Source organism: Streptomyces sp. NPDC054813 (assembly GCF_053611365.1).
This window is the reverse complement of the sequence record NZ_JBSHAF010000001.1, coordinates 453,335-470,253: the sequence shown is the minus strand read 5'-3', so window position 1 is coordinate 470,253 and position 16,919 is coordinate 453,335. Positions and strand designations below refer to the sequence as shown.

The following is a 16,919-nucleotide window of genomic DNA, read 5'->3' as shown; positions in this document are numbered from 1 at the left end:
GTGCCGTATCGATAGACGTAGGCCACACTGGTTGTAGGTTTCCGCCCGGACCGAACGGGGGGCGGGGACCAGATGATCCGCAAGTGATGCGCGAGTGAGGAGTAGGGCACATGACGTCGCAGGCCGCGGACGGACCGGAGACGGTCGCCGCCTCGCGCCGCTCCAAGATCACGCCGGAGCGTGAGCGGGAGTTCTTCGATGCCGTGCTCGAACAGATCCGCGAATGCGGCTACGACTCCGTGACCATGGAAGGGGTCGCCTCCAGCACCCGGTGCAGCAAGTCCACGCTCTACCGGCAGTGGAAGACCAAGCCGCAGTTCGTCGCGGCCGCGCTGCGGGCCAGCCGCGAGGTACGCTTCGGCGGCGTCGACACCGGGTCGCTCGCCGAGGACCTGCGCGAGGTCGCGCGGGCCGCGGGCGCCTGGACCCGCAAGGACACCAAGCTGCTCTCGGCGCTGAGCCACGCGCTCCACTCGGACGTGGAACTGGCGCAGGCACTGCGCGAGGCGCTGGTCGAACCCGAGATCGCCGCGCTCCAGGAGATCCTGGACCGGGGTGTCGAGCGCGGCGAGGTGCCCGAGGGTCACCCCGCGCTGGACTACGTGCCCGCCATGATGTTCGGCGTCCTGCGGGTACGGCCCGTGCTCACCGGCGAGTACGCCGACGCCGACTATCTCGTCCGTTTCGTGGAGGCAGTGGTGCTGCCCGCACTCGGACTGACCTAGACCCAGGCCGCCGTCCACGGGATGACTGGACGGTGACCTGCTCGCGCCGCACCGTGGGGACGGGGGCGGCGCGCACCCCCCGGCCGGGTGGGGCTCCCCTTTGAGCGGAGGGGCGCTCCACCCGGCCGATCGGCGTTCCGGGGCGGGGGCGGGTCAGACGGTCTGGCCGTCGCCGCCGGAGGACACCTTGATGCCCTTGGTGATCGTGTCGATCACGGACTGGCTCTGACCGACGTCGACACCGAACCGGACCACCACGATCTGCTGGGCGCTGGAGGGCGAGGGGAAAGCCAGCGACTCGACATAACCGTCGGCGCCCTTGCTGGTCACCGCCTTCCAGCGGACCAGATAGCCCTTCTGCCCGGCCACGGTGACGGCCTTGGAGGCGAGCACCTCGTGCGAGGTGATCGAGCCGTAGGTCTTGCCGCCGTACGACTCCGTGGCGTTGGCCGAGATGTCCGCCTTGGCGACCTCCTCGGCGGTGTCGCCCTTGGTGCCCAGCACCAGCGCCGGCGCCGAGTAGGCGCCGCCGGCGGTGCAGGTCTGGGAGGTGTCGCCGGGGCATTTGTAGGAGTTGTCGGACGTGATCTGGGCGCCGACGTTGATCGCCTGCCCGGTCCAGCCCTTCGGCACCGGGATGCCGATGGCGTTGATGGAGTCCGACACCGTTCCGCCGCCCTGGACCTTCGGAGCCTCGGACTGGCCGGGCGACGGCGACGCGCCGCCATCGGAACCGCCCGAGCCCGAGCCGCCGCCGGAGCCCGAGCCGCCCGACCCGCCGAACGGGAAGCCCTGCCCGCCGTTCTGCCCCTCGGGGCCGCCCTGGCCGGAACCGCCGCCCTGGCCGCCCGAGCCCTGCTGCGAGGCCTGTCCACCGCCGCTGTCACTGCCGTTCGCGGTGAGCGCCCAGGCGCCCACCCCGATGGCGGCGAGGACCGCCACGGCAACGCCGACGGCCACCCCGGTGCGCAGCCCGCGCTTCCCGGTGGGCGGCGGCGCCGGATATCCCGGATACCCCGGATGCTCCGGATAGGCCGGGTAGGCCCCGTCGGCCGGCGATTGCGTCGGGGGACCCCAGTCGGCACCCGACCCGGCGGGGCGGGTCTGCTCCGTCCACGCCTTGCCGTCCCACCAGCGCTCAGTGGCCGGACCGTCACTTGTCTGCCCGGGGTCGGGGTACCACCCGGGGGGAGTCACCTGCGTCATGCCCCCCACCGTATGAGGCATCGGTGAAAGTCGGATGAGAGGATCCGGCGACTTTCGGATATCCCGACCCGCACGCATTCCGTTCGACCCGCAGCCGAGCCGCCGTACCGACCCCCGCGCATTTCGTTCCACCCGCAACAGAGCCGCCGTACCGAGCCGTCGGACTTCACTCGATCCGCAGCCGTACCGGCGGGTTCGGGGCCTGCGGTGGCAGCCGCAGACCGTGCCGTCCCGGGGTCAGGGAGCCCAGGACGCTCGGATGGCGGGCGCCGGTGGCGGTCGGGGCGGTGCCCGGGAGGCCGTGTGCGGTGAGGAAACCGAGGACCGCGAAGGCGTAGGCCTCCTTCGCCGCCGAGGGCAGACCGAGTTCGTCCGAGGCGCGGACGGGGGTCTTCGGGAGCAGGGCGCGGAGCAGCCGCATCAGCACCGGGTTGCGGGTGCCGCCGCCCGAGGCGATCACCTCCGTGGCCCCCACGCCGCGTACCGCGTCCGCCACCGTCCGGGCCGTCAGTTCAGTGAGCGTCGCCAGCGCGTCCTCGGCCGACAGGTCCTCCGGTACCCGCCAGTACCCGGCGTGGAACAGCTCCTTGCCGGTCGTCTTCGGCGCGGGCAGCGCGTAGTACGGGTCCGCCAGCAACCGGTCCAGCAGGGGGCCGTGCGGCCGGCCGCACGCCGCCAGCGCCCCGTCCACGTCGTACGTCAGCCGGCCGCCGGTGAACTCCCGGGCCGCGGCGTCCATCAGCGCGCACCCCGGCCCGGTGTCGAAGGCCGTGCCGTCCGGCGCGGTGAGGTTGGCGATCCCCCCGATGTTCAGCGCCACAGGCGTGCCCGGCCGGCCGCGCAGCCACAGCAGGTCGACCAGGCTCACCAGGGGCGCGCCCTGGCCCCCGGCGGCCACGTCCCGGGGGCGGAAGTCGGCGACCACCGGCAGCCCCGTCGCCTCCGCGATCCAGGCCGGCTGCCCGAGCTGCAACGTCCCGTGCACCCGGCCGTCGGCCACCCAGTGGAAGACCGTCTGCCCGTGCGAGGCCACCAACTCGGCCCGTCCGCCGCACAGTTCACGGTTCGCCCGGACCGCCGCCGCCGCGAACGCCTGCCCGATCCGGGTGTCCAGCAGACACACCCGCGCGAGCGGTACGGCGGCCGGCGGCAGCGCGCCCGCGAGAGCCTCGCGCAGCTCGTCGTCGTACGGCGTGCTCACCAGCCCCAGCGGCTTCAGGAGCAGTGTGTCGCCGGCCAGGCGCAGCTCGGCGGCGGCCGCGTCGACCGCGTCGTACGACGTCCCGGACATCAGACCGATCACCAGCACCGCTCAGCCCGCCTTCGTCTCCCGTGACCGCGCCAGCGCCAGCACGCTGACCGCGCAGGCCGCCGCCGCGTAGTAGCCGGGAACGTCCAGGTTCCCGGTGCGCTTCACCGCCTCCGTGATGATGAGGCCCGCACAGCCCGAGAACACGGCATTGGACAGGGCGTAGGCGAGTCCCAGGCCCGTGCAGCGGGCGCGCGCCGGGAACATCTCGGCCAGCAGCGCGGGCCCCGGTCCGGCCATCAGCCCCACCACCGCGCCGGCACCGCACAGGGCCGCGCCCTTCACCCCGGCGGACACCCCACCGTCCTGGAGGAGGTCGAGCAGCGGCAGGGCGAGCACGACCACGAGACCGGCGCCCGTCAGCATCACCGGCCGCCGCCCGACCCGGTCGCTGAGCAGCCCCGCCGGGAGGATCGCCGCCGCGAAACCCAGGTTCGCCAGCACGGTCGCCAGCAGGGCCGCACGGAAGCCGGTGTGCAGCGCGGTCTGGAGGTACGACGGCAGCACGACCAGGAAGGTGTACCCGGCCGCCGACCAGCCCATCACCCGCCCGACGGCCAGCGCGACCGCCCCGGCCGACACCCGCACCGCCCGCACGTCCGGCTCCCGGAACTCCGGCGTCTCGTCCAGCCCCACCCGCAGCCAGAGCGCGAGCGCGCCCAGCGGCAGCGCCAGCAGGAACGGCAACCGCCAGCCCCATGACCCGAGTTGATTTTCGGTCAGGACGGAGGCGAGGCCGGCCGCCAGGCCCGCCCCGCCCAGCAGCCCCAGCGCCACGGTGAACGACTGCCACGCCCCGTACAGCCCCCGCCGCCCCGGCGGCGCGAACTCGGTCAGTATCGCCACCGCACCACCGAACTCCCCTCCTGCGGACAGTCCCTGAACGGCCCTCAGAAGCGTCAGCAGCCAGGGTGCGAGCGCACCGGCCTGCGCGTACGTCGGCAGCAGGCCGATGAGCGCCGTGGCACCGGTCATCAGCGCGACCACGAGAATCAGCACCGGCCGCCGGCCCAGCCGGTCGGCCAGCCGGCCGAACAGGGCCGCGCCCAGCGGACGGAAGAAGAACGCCAGCCCGAACGAGGCATAGGTGCGCACCAGCCCCTCGGCCGCGCTGCCGCCCGCCGGGGTGAAGAACCGCTCGGCGACGACCGTCGCGAAATAGCCGTAGACGCCGAACTCGTACCACTCGATGAAATTGCCCACCGAGCCCGCCGCCAGCGCCCGGAGGGGACGATTCCGTTCCCGTACTGCCCGATCTTCGAAACTCAGCTTCATTTCCACGCCTGTTGACGGTCCGTTCGCTCGACACCGGCAGGTCGGGGCCGTCATGCGTCGTCCCGCCACACCCGCTGTCACCCGTCACGGCAACAGCTGCCCGGACCCGCCTCCGGACAGCCAACAGGACGGCTACGCTCGTGGTCTGTACGTCGTTCGGGCGACTTGGGGAGGTAACGGGATGACGGAGGAACTACCCCCAGAGGGCTCCTCTGCTCCCCTCTGGGAGCGCGACGCGGAGATCACCGCCATCACCGAGGCGCTCGACCTCCTCTGCGCCGACCGGTCCACCCCCGGGAACCTGCTGGTCCTGCGCGGTGAGGCCGGACTCGGCAAGACCGCGCTGCTGGCCGAGACCCGCCGGATCGCCCAGCGCCGCGGCTGCACGGTCTGGTCCACCCGCGGTGGCGAGACCCTGCGCAGCGTTCCCTTCAACGTGGTACGGCAGCTGCTCCAGCCGGCCCTGGTCTCCCTGCTCCCAGCCGAGGCCCGGGAGTACCTCGGCGACTGGTACGACATCGCCGGCCCCGCCCTCGGCATCACCGACCCGGGCGAGCGCCAGGCCGACCCGCAGGGCGTCTGCGACGGCCTGGTCGCCGCCGTCCGCCGGCTGGCCAAACGCGACTGGCCGCTGGTGCTGCTGATCGACGACGCGCACTGGGCCGACCAGGAGACCCTGGCCTGGCTCGCCGCCTTCGTGGAGCGCCTCGACGACCTCCCCGTGCTCGTCCTGGTCGCCCGCCGCCCCGGCGAGGTCAGCGGCGACAGCGCCCGTTACCTCGACACCGTGGCCGCCGCGGCCGCGAACCCCGTGCACAATCTCAGCGCCCTCACCCCGGACGCCACCGCCGGGCTGACCCTCGCCACCCTCGGCGCGCACGCCGACGCCCCGTTCTGCCGCGAGGTCTGGGCCGTCACCGGCGGCAACCCCTACGAGACCGTCGAGCTCCTCGCCAAGGTCCAGGACAGCGAGGTCGAACCCGTCGAGGCCCGGGCCGGCGAACTGCGCGCGCTCAACCGGTCGGCCCGCGGCGGCGGACTCGTCACCCGCCTCGAAGGCCTCGGCATCGACGCCACCCGGTTCGCCTGGGCCGCCGCCATCCTCGGCACCGGCATCTCCGTCGACCTGGTCGCCCAGCTCGCCACCATGAGCATGGAGGACGCCGAGCGCTGCGCCGAACTGCTGTGCAGCGCCCGTATCCTCACCACACCCGACCCGGCCGGCTCCCGCTCCCACACCGGCGACCTGGAGTTCGTCCATCCGCTGATCGCCAGCGCCGTCTACAACTCCATCCCGCCGGCGATGTGCACCGCCATGCACGGCATCGCCGCCCAGATAGTCATCGACGACGGCCGGGGCATCGCCGAGGCCTCCCGCCATCTGCTGAAGGTGCATCCGGACGACGACGAGGAACTTGTCCAGCAGCTGCGGGACGCGGCCAAGGAACACCTCGCCGTCGGCGCCCCGGACGCGGCCCGCCGCTGTCTCGAACGCGCCCTGCTGGAACCGCCCGTACCCGAGGTCCACGCGCGCGTGCTCTACGAACTGGGCTGCGCCACCCTGCTCACCAAGCCCGCGGTCACCATCGGCCATCTGCGGAGTGCGCTCGGCATGCCCGGCCTCGGCGGCGCCGAACGCGTCGACGCCGTCTTCCGCCTCTCCCAGGCACTCCTCCACAACGACCAGCTGGAGGAAGCCGTCCGCACGGTCGAGGCGGAGGCCGCCCGGCACGAGGAGGGCCCCGCCAGACTCCGGCTCCAGGCCGTCCAGTTCATGTGGGAGGGCATCGCAGGCGAGGCGGTCTCCCCGCGCCGCTCCGAACGCCTCGGCGAGCTCGCCGACACCTGCACCGGCCGGGACAACTCCGAGCGCGCCCTGCTGATGCTGCGCGGCTTCGACCTTCTCATCCAGGGGCAGAGCGCCGAAGAGGTCGTGGAACTGTGCGACCGCGCCCTCGTCAACGGCCGGCTCGCTCCCGGACTCGGCTGGACCGACACCGAGTGGGGCATCGAGTTGCTGCTGATGCTCGCCAACGCCTACGTCTACACCGACCGCCTCGACCGCGCGGAGAGCCTCTACAACGAGGCCCTGCGCGCCTACGAGTCCGCCGGCTGGAGCGGCGGCCATCTCGCCCTCGCCCATGCCTATGTGGGCCTCGGGCACCGCAGGCGCGGCCGGCTGCGGGACGCGGAGACATCCCTGCGGGAGTCCTTGCGGATCGCCGAGCGGGTCGGCCGCAGACTGCCGCTGTACTGGACCGCCACCTGCAACCTGGTCGACACGCTGCTTGCCCGCGGCCATGTACAGCAGGCCTGGGAGACGGCCGAGCAGTACGGTTTCGCACCGCCGTACCCCTCCACGATCGTGATGCCGGACCCGCGGTCCGTACGCGGCCGGCTGCTGCTCGCCGTCGGCCGGACGAAGGAGGCCGTCAACGAACTGGAGGCCGCGGAGAAGGCGGCCGCCGCGCGCGGTCACTTCAATCCGGTGGTGGTGCCCTGGGCGCTCGACCTCGCCCGGGCCCTCGCGGGCGAGGACCCGGCGCGGGCGGTACAGCTGACCGCGGACGCACGGCGGCAGGCCGAGCGGTTCGGCACGGACACGGCGATCGGTGAGGCCCTGAGGTGCGCTGCCGCGCTGGAGACCGGGCAGCGGCAGGTGCGGCTCGCCTCGCAGGCGGTCGCCTATCTGGAGGCGTCGCCGTGTCAGTACGAGCATGCGGCGGCGCGGGTGGAGTACGGGATCGCCGCGCGGTCGGTGGCCGAGCTGAACCGGGGGCTGGCGTTGGCTCGGTCGTGTGGGGCGGACGGGTTGGTCGCTCAGGCGCGGGAGGTTCTGGATACGGGCCGGGGGCTGCGGTGACTGGTGCGGGCCGGCTGTGGCCGAGCGCGCCCACGCAGCGGCAGCCACATATCGCTACAGCCCCGCGCCCCTGAAGGGGCGTTACAGGGCTAGGAGTTGATCAGTTACCGCTGACAGGCGTTTCTGCACATCCTTGTCGTACGTCGCCTCGTGGGCTCTTGCCGGACTCGTGCCGTCGAAGTAGCCGCCGGTTCCGAGGTCCTGGGTGGCCAGTGCCAATACCCCTGGGGCACCGTCCGCCACGGAGTTCCACGGCGCCACCCCACCCTCCCGCACCATCGCCGTGTCCATGAAAGTCGCGGGGTGCAGGACGTTCACCGAGACCCCCGTGCCCGCCAGCTCCTCCGCCAGGGTGAAGGTGTGGGCCGCCAGGGCGAACTTGGCTCGGCAGTAGGCCGCGAAACCCTGGTAGCCGCGGGTGAACTCGGGGTCGTCGAAGTCCAGGGGCTCCTGGCCTGCCGAGCCCACGTTGACGATCCGGGCCGGGGTGCGGGCGCGCAGCACCGGCAGCAGGGCGTGGGTCAGGGTCACCGGGGCCAGGTAGTTGACGGCCAGCCGCAGTTCGTGGCCGTCGGCGCTCAGCTCGCGTCCGGCGCCGGGCGTACCCGCGCCGACGCCCGCGTTGTTGATCAGCACGTCCAGGTCGGGACGCGCCTCGGCGACCCGCGCGCCCAGCTCGCGGACCTGTGCCAGCGAGGCCAGGTCCGCGACGAAGCCCTCCGCGTCGCCCTCGGCACGCAGCTCCTGGACCAGTGCCTCGGTACGGCCCGGATCCCGGCCGTGCGCGAGGACGACATGGCCCGAGCGGACCAGCTCGAAGGCGACGTACCGGCCGAGCCCGGAGGTGGCACCGGTGATCAGAATGGTGGACATGCTTCCAGCGTAGGCACGCGCCACCGCCGGTTGCCTGATACTGCTGGGGCTACGACTGCGAGGGTCACCCTTCCTCTTCCTCCGCCAGCACCCGCTGGGCCGTCGCGAACGCCGAGTTCGCCGCCGGGACCCCGCAGTACACGGCCGTCTGCAGCAGTACCGCGCCGATCTCCTCCGGGGTGAGCCCGTTGCGCCGGGCGGCCCGCACATGCATGGCCAGCTCGTCGTAGTGGCCGTGCGCGACCAGCGCGGTGAGGGTGATCATGCTGCGTTCGCGGCGGGAGAGGGTGGGGTCGGTCCAGATCTCGCCCCAGGCGTAGCGCGAGATGAAGTCCTGGAAGCGCGCCGTGAACGGCGTCTGGCGGGCCTGCGCCCGGTCGACGTGGGCGTCGCCCAGCACCTCCCGGCGCACCGCCATGCCCCGCTTGGCGCCGCCGTCGAGGTGTGAGCGGAGCGCGGTGAGGACGGCCTCGGGGCATTGCGCGGGCGCCAGGTGCGAGGCGCCCGGCAGCTCGACCAGCGTGGACGCCGGAACCGCGTCCGCGATCTCCCGCAGATGCGGCGGCGGGGTCGCCGGATCCCGACGGCCCGCGATCAGCAGGGTGCGTACGGCGATCTCGCCGAGCCGGTCCCGCAGGTCGAAGGCGGCCAGCGCGTCGCAGCACGCGGCGTACGCGTCCGGGTCCACCGTCCGCTGGTCCTCGACCAGGCGCGGCACGGTGAAGCCGGGCGTGAACCAGCGGCTGCCCGCGTTCTCCGCGAGCCACTCCACGCCCTCCCGGCGTACCCGCTCGGCCCGCTCCTCCCAGGGCCCGGACCCGTTGAAGTGGGCGGAGGAGCAGATCACGCCCAGGCTCTCCAGCCGGTCCGGATGGTGGACGGCCAGGTGCAGCCCGACCGCGCCGCCCAGCGACACCCCGGCATACGCGAACCGCTCGATGCCGAGCGAGTCGGCGAGCGTGAGCACCAGGTCGGCGAGGTCACCGACGGTCGCTCCCGCCTTGATCAGACCGGGTGCCGAACCGCCGTGCCCCGGCAGGTTCCAGCGCACCACCCGGTGGCCGGTCGACAGTTCGGGCGCCACCGCGTCCCACAGGGCGTACGAGGTGCCGAGCGACGGCCCGAGCAGAAGCGGGGGAGCGGAAGTGGGACCTTCGGCACGGTGGTTGAGGAGGTTCTCGGTCAACGTCGCTCCAGTGCACGGTCGGTGAGGGCGCCGGCGGATCCGGTGTAGCGGGCCGGGTCGGTCAGGTCGTCGAGGTCGATGTCCTTCAGTTCGGGCTCCTCGGCGAGGAGTTCACGCAGCGGGCGCTGCTCGGCGTGGGTACGGCGGGCGAGTTCGGTGAGCAGCTCCTTCGCGCGGGCCCGGCCGAGCACGGGGGCCAGCGCGGCGGACAGCCGCTCGGAGACGATCAGCCCACGGGTGAGATCCAGGTTCCGGCGCATCGCCTCCGGGTGCACGCGCAGCCCCTCCGTCAGCTCCGCGGTGTCCCGGGCCGCGCCCCCGACGGCGCGCAGCAGATCCCGCAACGGCTCCCACTCGGCGTGCCAGGCACCGGCCGGCCGCTCGTCCTCCGCGACCAGGGAGCCGTACAGGACGGCCGCGAGCTGCGGGGCCCGCCGGGCGGCGGCCGCGACGAGCGTGGACCGCACGGGGTTCGCCTTGTGCGGCATCGCCGACGAACCGCCCCCGCTGCCCTCGGAGAGCTCACCGATCTCGGTACGGGACAGCGTGAGCACATCCACGGCGACCTTGCCGAGTGCGCCGGCCGTGGCGGCGAGGCATCCGGCGAGATCGGCGACCGGCGTACGCAGCGTGTGCCACGGCAACAGCGGGACGGCGAGCCGGAGTTCACGTGCGTACGCCGCAGGCAGCTCTTCGACGGGTTCCGTGCCGTACGCTCCGAAGGCCGCCAACGTGCCCGCCGCGCCGCCGAGTTGCACGGGCAGTGACTCCCGGACCCGCTCCATGCGGTCCCGGGCGTCCAGGACCAGCGAACGCCAGCCGGCCGCCTTCAGCCCGAAGGTCGTCGGTACGGCGTGCTGCGTGAGCGTACGGCCCGGCATCGGCGTGTCACGGTGCTCGGCGGCCGTCCGGGCCAGCGCCTGCTCGGTTCGCCCGAGGTCGGCGAGGACCAGGTCCAGGGTGCGGGCGGCGACCAGCATCGTCGCCGTGTCCATGATGTCCTGGCTGGTGGCGCCCCGGTGTACATAGGGCCCGTACTCCGTGCCGACCGCCTTCGTCAGATCGGCGACCAGCGGGATGACCGGGTTGCCGCCGGCACGGGCGCGCTCCGCGAGCGACCCGACGTCGAAGCGGCCGGTGTCGGCCGCCTCCGTCACGGCCGCCGCGGCTTCGGCCGGGGCCAGCTCCAGGGCGGCCTGGGCGCGGGTGAGGGCCGCCTCCGCGTCAAGGAGCGCCCGCAGCCAGGCTGCGTCTGCGGTCGCGGACGCGGCGGCGGACCCGGCCCATCCGGGACCGAGCAGCCCGGCGTCACCGCCGCCGTAACCCACTGTCGTCACCGGAACTCCAGGAAGACCGTCTCGCCCTCGCCCTGAAGGCGGATGTCGAAACGGTAGGTCCCCCGGCCCTCGTCGCCCGCGATCAGTGTGTCGCGTCGCTCGCCCACCCGGGTGAGCAGCGGGTCGGCGCCGAGCGCGGTGTCGTCGCCGGGCAGATAGATCCGGGTGAACAGGTGCGTGAGCAGCCCGCGGGCGAAGACGCACACGCTGAGATAGGGCGCGCTGTCGCCGCGGGCACCCGGCCGGAGCGTCCGCGCGTACCAGTGCCCGTCGGCGTCCGTCTGGATCCGGCCCCAGCCGGTGAACTCCACGCCGTTGCGGCCGAGGTGGTCACCGGTCGCCGGGTCGCGGCGAAGCGAGCCGTCGGTGGTGGAGACGTTCCCTTCGGGGTCCGCACCCCACAGCTCCACGAACGCGTCGGGCAGCGGGTTGCCCTCGCCGTCGAGGATGTACCCGTGGACCGTGATCGTGTCCGGGTGGCCGAGGGGTGCGATCTCCTCGCCGCCGCGGAACGGCAGCGCGTAGCCGTAGAACGGTCCGACCGTGTGCGACGGGGTGGGCAGCACCTGCTCCGGGCTGCTTGTGTCGATCTTCGTCATGACAGCTCAGCGTCCTTCTTCGAGCCAGGTGGCGTGCGGGCCGTCCAGCACGATGTCCCAGTGGTAGCCCATCGAGAACTCCGGCACGGACAGGCTGTGGTCGTAGGTCGCGACCAGGCGCTGCCGGGCCGCGTCGTCCGTCACCGACTGGATGATCGGGTCGTACGGGAACAGCGGGTCGCTCGGAAAGTACATCTGCGTGACGAGCCGCTGGGTGAACGCCGTGCCGAACATCGAGAAGTGGATGTGCGCCGGACGCCACGCGTTGAGGTGGTTGCGCCAGGGGTAGGGGCCCGGCTGGACGGTGGTGAAGCGGTAGCCGCCGTCGGCGTCGGTGATCGTACGACCGACACCCGTGAAGTTCGGGTCGAGCGGGGCATCGTGCTGCTCGCGCTGGTGGGCGTAGCGCCCCGCCGAGTTGGCCTGCCAGATCTCGATCAGCTGGCCCCGGATCGGCCGGCCGTCCCGGTCCAGCAGCCGCCCGGAGACGGTGATCCGCTCACCGATGGGCTCACCGGCGTGCTGCCGGGTCAGGTCATTGTCTATCCCGGTGATGTCCCGCTCCCCGAACGCGGGGGAGTGCAGCTCCACCAGCTCCGGATCCTTGCTGGTGTCGATGGCGACCAGCGGTTGTTTCGGGTGCCGGAGGACGGAGGAACGGTAGGGGGCGTAGTCCCGACGGGGGTGGTGTTCGACGGGGGCGCCTTCGGCCACCCGTTTTTCGTAGGCGGAGTGTTCGGCGGCGATTTCGACGTCGATGTCGGCCTGCGTGAGAGTCATGAGAAGTCCTTAAGTGAAGCGCCCCACCTTGTCCATCCGCGAAGCCCCATCTCGATCAAGGAATTAGTCAGGGCACTGAGTATTTCAGCGAGATCCCCTTCACGCTGCCACTGGCGCCGTCGCCCGTCAAGGCCTCGGGTAATGGCAGACGGGTGTACGGACGGGATGTGGTGACTACGAGTATTGTTCAGTGCACCAACCAATTCGGACCTTGGGGGCGCATATGGCCGCGGTGGACCTCACCACCCACCCCGGGCACCTGGCCCGGCGGCTTCAGCAGGCCCACTACCTGCTGTGGAACACGATGGTCTCGGAGGAGATCACCTCGCCGCAGTTCGCCGTCCTGAACACGCTCGTCGCCGAGCCGGGACTGGACCAGCGCACGGTGGGGGAGCGGGTGGGTCTGGACCGGTCGACCATCGCGGAGGTCATCAGCCGGCTCGGCCGGCGCGGGCTGGTCGACAAGGTGCGCGACCCGCAGGACGGCCGCCGCTCTCTGCTGCGCCTCACCGACGACGGGCTGCGCACCCACCGCAAGCTCGCCGTGCGCACCGCCCGGATGAACCAGGTGTTCCTGGCCCCCCTCTCGGCCGAGGAGCAGACCCAGTTCTTCGATCTGATCCGCCGGGTCTCGGACGCGGCGGAGGGGCTGCGCAATCCCGCGGAGCCCCTCGTCCCGCAGGCCTAGGACTTCGCGAACACCACCCAGACCTGCCCCTCGGCGAAGTCCACCGGACGGCCGTCCGCCCCGGTGAACGTCGTACCGTCGTCGGCCTCCCGCCGTGTCCAGGTGGCCTCGAACGACCGCCCGTCTCGCAGCACTTCGGCCTTCCCCGTCCCCACCGTCTCGGTGAACGGCGTGTAGTTGCCGAGCACGTCGTGAAACGTGGACGTGCGTACCCGCACGTGTTGCACCACGAGCGTCGCGGCCGCCACCCGTTTCCCGGCCGTGGTCCGGGCCGGGGTGCCGTCCATCGACACCAGCCAACGCTTCTCGCCGGCAGACCAGGTGAAGGTGAAGTGGGCCGCCGGATACCGCACGGTGCGGGTGGCGGTGGCCGTGCCGCCGGCCGGGGCCGGGCCGTAGCGGAAGCCGGTGGTGAGCGCCGCCTTGCCGGGTACGCCGGCCATCAGTTTCGCCGGGCGGAGATACAGGTTGTGCGGGGCCGGCTTGTCGCTGCCCCGGTAGTAGGCGTCGGACGCCGCGTCGGGGGTCTTCGGCCGCAGCGGTGCCTGGTCGATCAGCGGGAGCAGCTTGCGCTGGGCACCGGAGAAGGCGAGCGTCGGCCGGTCGAACTGGCGCAGCAGTTCCAGATCGGACTCGCGAGCGCTGCGCACCGGGCCGATGACCTCGGGGAGCTTGGTGGCGTACACCGCCATCAGGCGGCTGAGCCCGCCCTCCACCTGCTCCGCGTACACCACGTCCGCCGAGTCCAGTCCGGTCTGCGGGCGGGCCGCGGCGACGTTGTCGATCTTCACGGCCAGTACGGAGCCGGTGCCGGCGGTGTGCTGCCCGTCCGGTGCCTGGCTGTCGTGCGGAGCCCGGCCGTCGTCCGAGGGGCCGTGCCGGTTGCAGCCGGCCGTGAGGGAGGCCGTCAGCACGGCCGCGGCCAGTGCGGCCGTCAGCGCGGTCCGGCGCGTCGGCGCCCTGTGTCGCATGCCCACCGTTGCCACCCCGTTCGTCCCCTTGATTGTGTGCTCATCGGCTCACCGGTGGCCATACCCGGTCGAAACCGATCACGCACCGCCGGGTGACCCGCCCGGGGGGAGGGGTGTTGGGGCTATGACCCCAGGATCTCCGAGAGGTCGTACTGCACCGGTTCCTCCAGCTGGGCGTAGGTGCAGCTGTCCGGTGTGCGGTCCGGGCGCCAGCGGCGGAAGCGGGCCGTGTGGCGGAAGCGGGCGCCGTTCTCCATGTGGTCGTACGCCACCTCGGCCACCCGCTCGGGCCGCAGCGGCACCCAGGACAGGTCCTTCTTGCCCGACCAGCGGCTCGGCGCGCCGGGCAGCCGGGCCGACTCGTGGGCGGCCTCCTCCGCCCAGGCCGCCCAGGGGTGCCCGGAGGCGTCGTCCATGCGCAGCGGCGCCAGTTCCTCGATCAGCTCGGCCCGCCGCTTCATCGGGAACGCGGCCGAGACGCCCACATGCTGGAGGGCGCCCCGGTCGTCGTACAGGCCCAGCAGCAGCGAGCCGACCACCGGGCCGCTCTTGTGCAGGCGGTAGCCCGCCACCACGACGTCGGCGGTCCGCTCGTGCTTCACCTTGAACATGGCGCGCTCGTCCTGGAGATAGCGCAGGGTGAGCGGCTTGGCGATGACCCCGTCGAGGCCGGCGCCCTCGTACTGCTCGAACCACTGCCGGGCCACGTCCACATCGGTCGTCGCCGGCGCCAGGTGCACGGGCGGGGTGACCCCGGCCAGCGCCGTGGTGAGCAGGGCGCGGCGGTCGGTCAGCGGAACGTCCAGCAGGGACTCGTCGGCCAGCGCCAGCAGGTCGAAGGCGACGAAGGAGGCGGGCGTCCGCTCCGCCAGGGTGCGCACCCGGGAGTCCGCCGGATGGATCCGCTCGGTCAGCGCGTCGAAGTCCAGCCGGCCCTCCCGCGCGATCACGATCTCCCCGTCCAGCACGCACCGCTCGGGCACCCGCTCCGTCAGCGCCGCCACCAGCTCGGGAAAGTACCTGGTCAACGGCTTTCCGGTACGGCTGCCGAGCTCCACCTCGGGGCCGTCCCGGAACACGATCGCGCGAAAGCCGTCCCACTTCGCCTCGTACTGCATGTCCGGCGGGATCGACGCCACCGACTTGGCGAGCATCGGCTTCACGGGTGGCATCACCGGCAGATCCATGCCCACGACTCTACGAGCGGACCCCGGACCGCGCTCGTCGCGTGCACCCCCCCGGAACGGCGCTTGTTGATCACAACCTGGACACGGTGTCCGCACAGCGCCCGCACAGACAGCATGATGCTCATTCGGTAACACGCTCCATGGGGGAACATTCATGCGTATCCGCACGGCCGTCACCGCTGTCCTGCTGCTGGCCGCGACCGCGACGGCCTGCACCGGCGGTGGCGCCGACACGGCCGGCGCCGCGGCGTCCCGCACGTCGGCCGCCACCAAGGCCCTCACGCTCGGCTCCGGCCGGCACTGGAAGGACATCGACGGCGACGGCAGTCACATCAGCGCCACCACGACCGCCGTCAGTTACACCCAGCCCGTCAAGGGCGTGCACCTCCCCACCAACCTCGCCGACTTCCCCGACCCCGAGTGGGCCGTGCTGGAGGTGAAGACGTGCGCCGACGCCGACAGCACCAACGTCATCGTCGCGCAGTCCCCGTGGACCCTCCGGCTCAAGGACGGCACCGAGGTCAAGCCGCTCGGGCTCAGGGGATACGGCGTACCGGCGCCGACCTATCCCGTCTCGGCGGGCACCGTGCGACCGGGCAGCTGTCTGCGCGGGAAGATCACGTTCGGCATGGCCAAGGGCAGCCGTCCCGACCGGATCGTCTACGACGTCCGGCGCAGGCCCGCCGTCACCTGGTCCGTGCCCCGCGCCTAGCCGATGTGCGCGCCCCGGGCTGGCCGATGTGCGCGCCCCGGGCCTGGCCGATGTGTGTGGGTCGGGCGTAGCCGATATGCGCGGGACAGGTGGTGCGCCTACCGTGGCCGCATGGGTGATGCGGTGCAACTGGAGGTGGCCGGCCGGACCGTACGGCTGTCCAGCCCCGACAAGGTGTTCTTCCCGGAGCGCGGTTTCACCAAGCTGGACGTCGCCCGCTACTACGCGGCCGTGGCCCCCGGCATCCTGCGCGCCCTGCGCGACCGCCCCACCACCCTCCAGCGCTACCCCGACGGCGTCGAGGGCGAGTGGTTCTACCAGAAGCGCGCGCCCAAGGGCATGCCCGACTGGATCCCCACCGCCCACATCACCTTCCCCAGCGGCCGCACCGCCGACGAGATGTGCCCCACGGAGGAGGCCGCCGTGGTGTGGGCCGCCCAGTACGGCACCCTCACCTTTCACCCCTGGCCGGTGCGCCGCGCCGACGTGGACAGCCCCGACGAACTCCGTATCGACCTCGATCCGCAGCCCGGCACCGACTTCGCCGACGCCGTTCGCGCCGCCCACGAACTGCGGGCCGTCCTCGAGGAGTTCGGCGGGCTGCGCGGCTGGCCCAAGACCTCCGGCGGCCGGGGGCTGCATGTCTTCGTGCCCATCGAACCCCGCTGGACCTTCACCCAGGTGCGGCGCGCGGCGATCGCCCTGGGCCGTGAGCTGGAGCGCCGGATGCCGGACCAGGTGACGATCAAGTGGTGGAAGGAGGAGCGCGGCGAGCGCATCTTCGTCGACTACAACCAGACCGCCCGGGACCGCACCATCGCCTCCGCCTACTCCCTGCGGCCCCGTCCGAACGCCCCGGTCTCCGCGCCCCTGCGCTGGGAGGAGGTCGACGACGTGCAGCCGGGCGACTTCGACCTCGTCACGATGCCGGCCCGCTTCGCCGAAGTCGGCGATGTGCACGCCGACATGGACGACCACGCCTACTCCCTCGACGCGCTCCTCGAACTCGCCCGCCGCGACGAACACGAGCACGGTCTCGGCGACCTGCCGTATCCGCCCGAGTATCCGAAGATGCCGGGCGAGCCCAAACGCGTCCAGCCGAGCCGCGCACGGCCCGAACAGCCCTCCTGACGCGAGGGCTTGGGGCTGATTCCCCGGTGGCCCGGCGGACCGGCGGGCGCTCCCGTCCACCCTCCCGTCCGGGGCTA

At 72.5% G+C, this 16,919-nt stretch carries 15 protein-coding genes; 5 read left to right on the top strand and 10 right to left on the bottom strand.

Going from position 1 to position 16,919, the window contains the following annotated elements; translation table 11 throughout:
• Positions 1-110: 110 nt before the first annotated feature.
• Entirely contained in the window at positions 111-725 is a 615-nt protein-coding gene (locus ACWGJB_RS02100) for a TetR/AcrR family transcriptional regulator C-terminal ligand-binding domain-containing protein (RefSeq protein WP_453378346.1), read from the top strand.
• A 153-nt stretch (positions 726-878) separates the two neighbouring features.
• On the opposite strand, the gene ACWGJB_RS02095 is transcribed toward ACWGJB_RS02100, so the two are convergent.
• From ACWGJB_RS02095 to ACWGJB_RS02085, 3 genes are all read right to left on the bottom strand, one after another.
• A complete protein-coding gene (locus ACWGJB_RS02095; protein WP_453378345.1) occupies positions 879-1,931 on the bottom strand; it encodes a DUF2510 domain-containing protein in 1,053 nt (350 codons plus the stop codon).
• Between the two features lie 166 nt (positions 1,932-2,097).
• Positions 2,098-3,240, bottom strand: a complete 1,143-nt coding sequence (locus tag ACWGJB_RS02090) for an anhydro-N-acetylmuramic acid kinase (RefSeq protein ID WP_453378344.1) — start codon at positions 3,238-3,240, stop codon at positions 2,098-2,100.
• A gap of 3 nt (positions 3,241-3,243) precedes the next feature.
• On the bottom strand, positions 3,244-4,515 hold the full coding sequence (locus ACWGJB_RS02085; RefSeq protein WP_453378343.1) for an MFS transporter: 1,272 nt from the start codon (positions 4,513-4,515) through the stop codon (positions 3,244-3,246).
• 181 nt (positions 4,516-4,696) lie between these two features.
• Between ACWGJB_RS02085 and ACWGJB_RS02080 the strand changes: the two genes are divergently transcribed.
• Entirely contained in the window at positions 4,697-7,378 is a 2,682-nt protein-coding gene (locus ACWGJB_RS02080) for an ATP-binding protein (protein WP_453378342.1), read from the top strand.
• Between the two features lie 81 nt (positions 7,379-7,459).
• On the opposite strand, the gene ACWGJB_RS02075 is transcribed toward ACWGJB_RS02080, so the two are convergent.
• From ACWGJB_RS02075 to pcaH, 5 genes are all read right to left on the bottom strand, one after another.
• Positions 7,460-8,251, bottom strand: a complete 792-nt coding sequence (locus ACWGJB_RS02075; protein ID WP_453378341.1) for an SDR family NAD(P)-dependent oxidoreductase — start codon at positions 8,249-8,251, stop codon at positions 7,460-7,462.
• A gap of 64 nt (positions 8,252-8,315) precedes the next feature.
• Positions 8,316-9,437: a bifunctional 3-oxoadipate enol-lactonase/4-carboxymuconolactone decarboxylase PcaDC gene (pcaDC, locus tag ACWGJB_RS02070; RefSeq protein ID WP_453378340.1), complete on the bottom strand. Its 1,122-nt coding sequence runs from the start codon at positions 9,435-9,437 to the stop codon at positions 8,316-8,318.
• Positions 9,434-10,765 carry a 3-carboxy-cis,cis-muconate cycloisomerase gene (gene pcaB / locus ACWGJB_RS02065; protein ID WP_453378588.1) on the bottom strand — a complete coding sequence of 444 codons (1,332 nt, stop codon included), beginning with the start codon at positions 10,763-10,765 and terminating at the stop codon, positions 9,434-9,436. Before pcaB ends, pcaDC begins: the two co-directional genes overlap by 4 nt.
• Positions 10,766-10,770: 5 nt before the next feature.
• Positions 10,771-11,373, bottom strand: coding sequence for a protocatechuate 3,4-dioxygenase subunit alpha (gene pcaG / locus ACWGJB_RS02060; protein ID WP_453378339.1), 603 nt, complete (start codon positions 11,371-11,373; stop codon positions 10,771-10,773).
• A gap of 6 nt (positions 11,374-11,379) precedes the next feature.
• Complete coding sequence (gene pcaH / locus ACWGJB_RS02055; RefSeq protein WP_453378338.1) at positions 11,380-12,153, bottom strand: protocatechuate 3,4-dioxygenase subunit beta; 774 nt, start codon at positions 12,151-12,153, stop codon at positions 11,380-11,382.
• A 223-nt stretch (positions 12,154-12,376) separates the two neighbouring features.
• Here pcaH and ACWGJB_RS02050 point away from each other — a divergent pair, with 223 nt between their 5' ends.
• Entirely contained in the window at positions 12,377-12,841 is a 465-nt protein-coding gene (locus ACWGJB_RS02050; RefSeq protein WP_453378337.1) for a MarR family winged helix-turn-helix transcriptional regulator, read from the top strand.
• Here the strand turns inward: ACWGJB_RS02050 and ACWGJB_RS02045 are convergent.
• Complete coding sequence (locus tag ACWGJB_RS02045) at positions 12,838-13,812, bottom strand: DUF3048 domain-containing protein (protein ID WP_453378336.1); 975 nt, start codon at positions 13,810-13,812, stop codon at positions 12,838-12,840. The two genes, ACWGJB_RS02050 and ACWGJB_RS02045, sit on opposite strands and share 4 nt — an antisense overlap.
• A 122-nt stretch (positions 13,813-13,934) precedes the next feature.
• Entirely contained in the window at positions 13,935-14,999 is a 1,065-nt protein-coding gene (locus tag ACWGJB_RS02040) for an ATP-dependent DNA ligase (protein WP_453378335.1), read from the bottom strand.
• A gap of 154 nt (positions 15,000-15,153) precedes the next feature.
• Between ACWGJB_RS02040 and ACWGJB_RS02035 the strand changes: the two genes are divergently transcribed.
• Together ACWGJB_RS02035 and ligD are read left to right on the top strand one after the other, a co-directional pair.
• Positions 15,154-15,711: a hypothetical protein gene (locus tag ACWGJB_RS02035; protein WP_453378334.1), complete on the top strand. Its 558-nt coding sequence runs from the start codon at positions 15,154-15,156 to the stop codon at positions 15,709-15,711.
• A 111-nt stretch (positions 15,712-15,822) separates the two neighbouring features.
• Positions 15,823-16,842, top strand: a complete 1,020-nt coding sequence (ligD, locus tag ACWGJB_RS02030) for a non-homologous end-joining DNA ligase (RefSeq protein ID WP_453378333.1) — start codon at positions 15,823-15,825, stop codon at positions 16,840-16,842.
• Positions 16,843-16,919 lie beyond the last annotated feature (77 nt).

What these genes read in the sequence shown, in the direction of transcription:
- pcaG (WP_453378339.1), bottom strand. Translation starts at nt 11,373, where the DNA reads ATGACGAAGATCGACACAAGCAGCCCGGAGCAGGTGCTGCCCACCCCG.
- ACWGJB_RS02075 (WP_453378341.1), bottom strand. Translation starts at nt 8,251, where the DNA reads ATGTCCACCATTCTGATCACCGGTGCCACCTCCGGGCTCGGCCGGTAC.
- ACWGJB_RS02100 (WP_453378346.1), top strand. Translation starts at nt 111, where the DNA reads ATGACGTCGCAGGCCGCGGACGGACCGGAGACGGTCGCCGCCTCGCGC.
- ligD (WP_453378333.1), top strand. Translation starts at nt 15,823, where the DNA reads ATGGGTGATGCGGTGCAACTGGAGGTGGCCGGCCGGACCGTACGGCTG.
- ACWGJB_RS02080 (WP_453378342.1), top strand. Translation starts at nt 4,697, where the DNA reads ATGACGGAGGAACTACCCCCAGAGGGCTCCTCTGCTCCCCTCTGGGAG.
- ACWGJB_RS02035 (WP_453378334.1), top strand. Translation starts at nt 15,154, where the DNA reads ATGCGTATCCGCACGGCCGTCACCGCTGTCCTGCTGCTGGCCGCGACC.
- ACWGJB_RS02050 (WP_453378337.1), top strand. Translation starts at nt 12,377, where the DNA reads ATGGCCGCGGTGGACCTCACCACCCACCCCGGGCACCTGGCCCGGCGG.
- pcaH (WP_453378338.1), bottom strand. Translation starts at nt 12,153, where the DNA reads ATGACTCTCACGCAGGCCGACATCGACGTCGAAATCGCCGCCGAACAC.
- ACWGJB_RS02085 (WP_453378343.1), bottom strand. Translation starts at nt 4,515, where the DNA reads ATGAAGCTGAGTTTCGAAGATCGGGCAGTACGGGAACGGAATCGTCCC.
- ACWGJB_RS02095 (WP_453378345.1), bottom strand. Translation starts at nt 1,931, where the DNA reads ATGACGCAGGTGACTCCCCCCGGGTGGTACCCCGACCCCGGGCAGACA.
- ACWGJB_RS02045 (WP_453378336.1), bottom strand. Translation starts at nt 13,812, where the DNA reads ATGCGACACAGGGCGCCGACGCGCCGGACCGCGCTGACGGCCGCACTG.
- ACWGJB_RS02040 (WP_453378335.1), bottom strand. Translation starts at nt 14,999, where the DNA reads ATGGATCTGCCGGTGATGCCACCCGTGAAGCCGATGCTCGCCAAGTCG.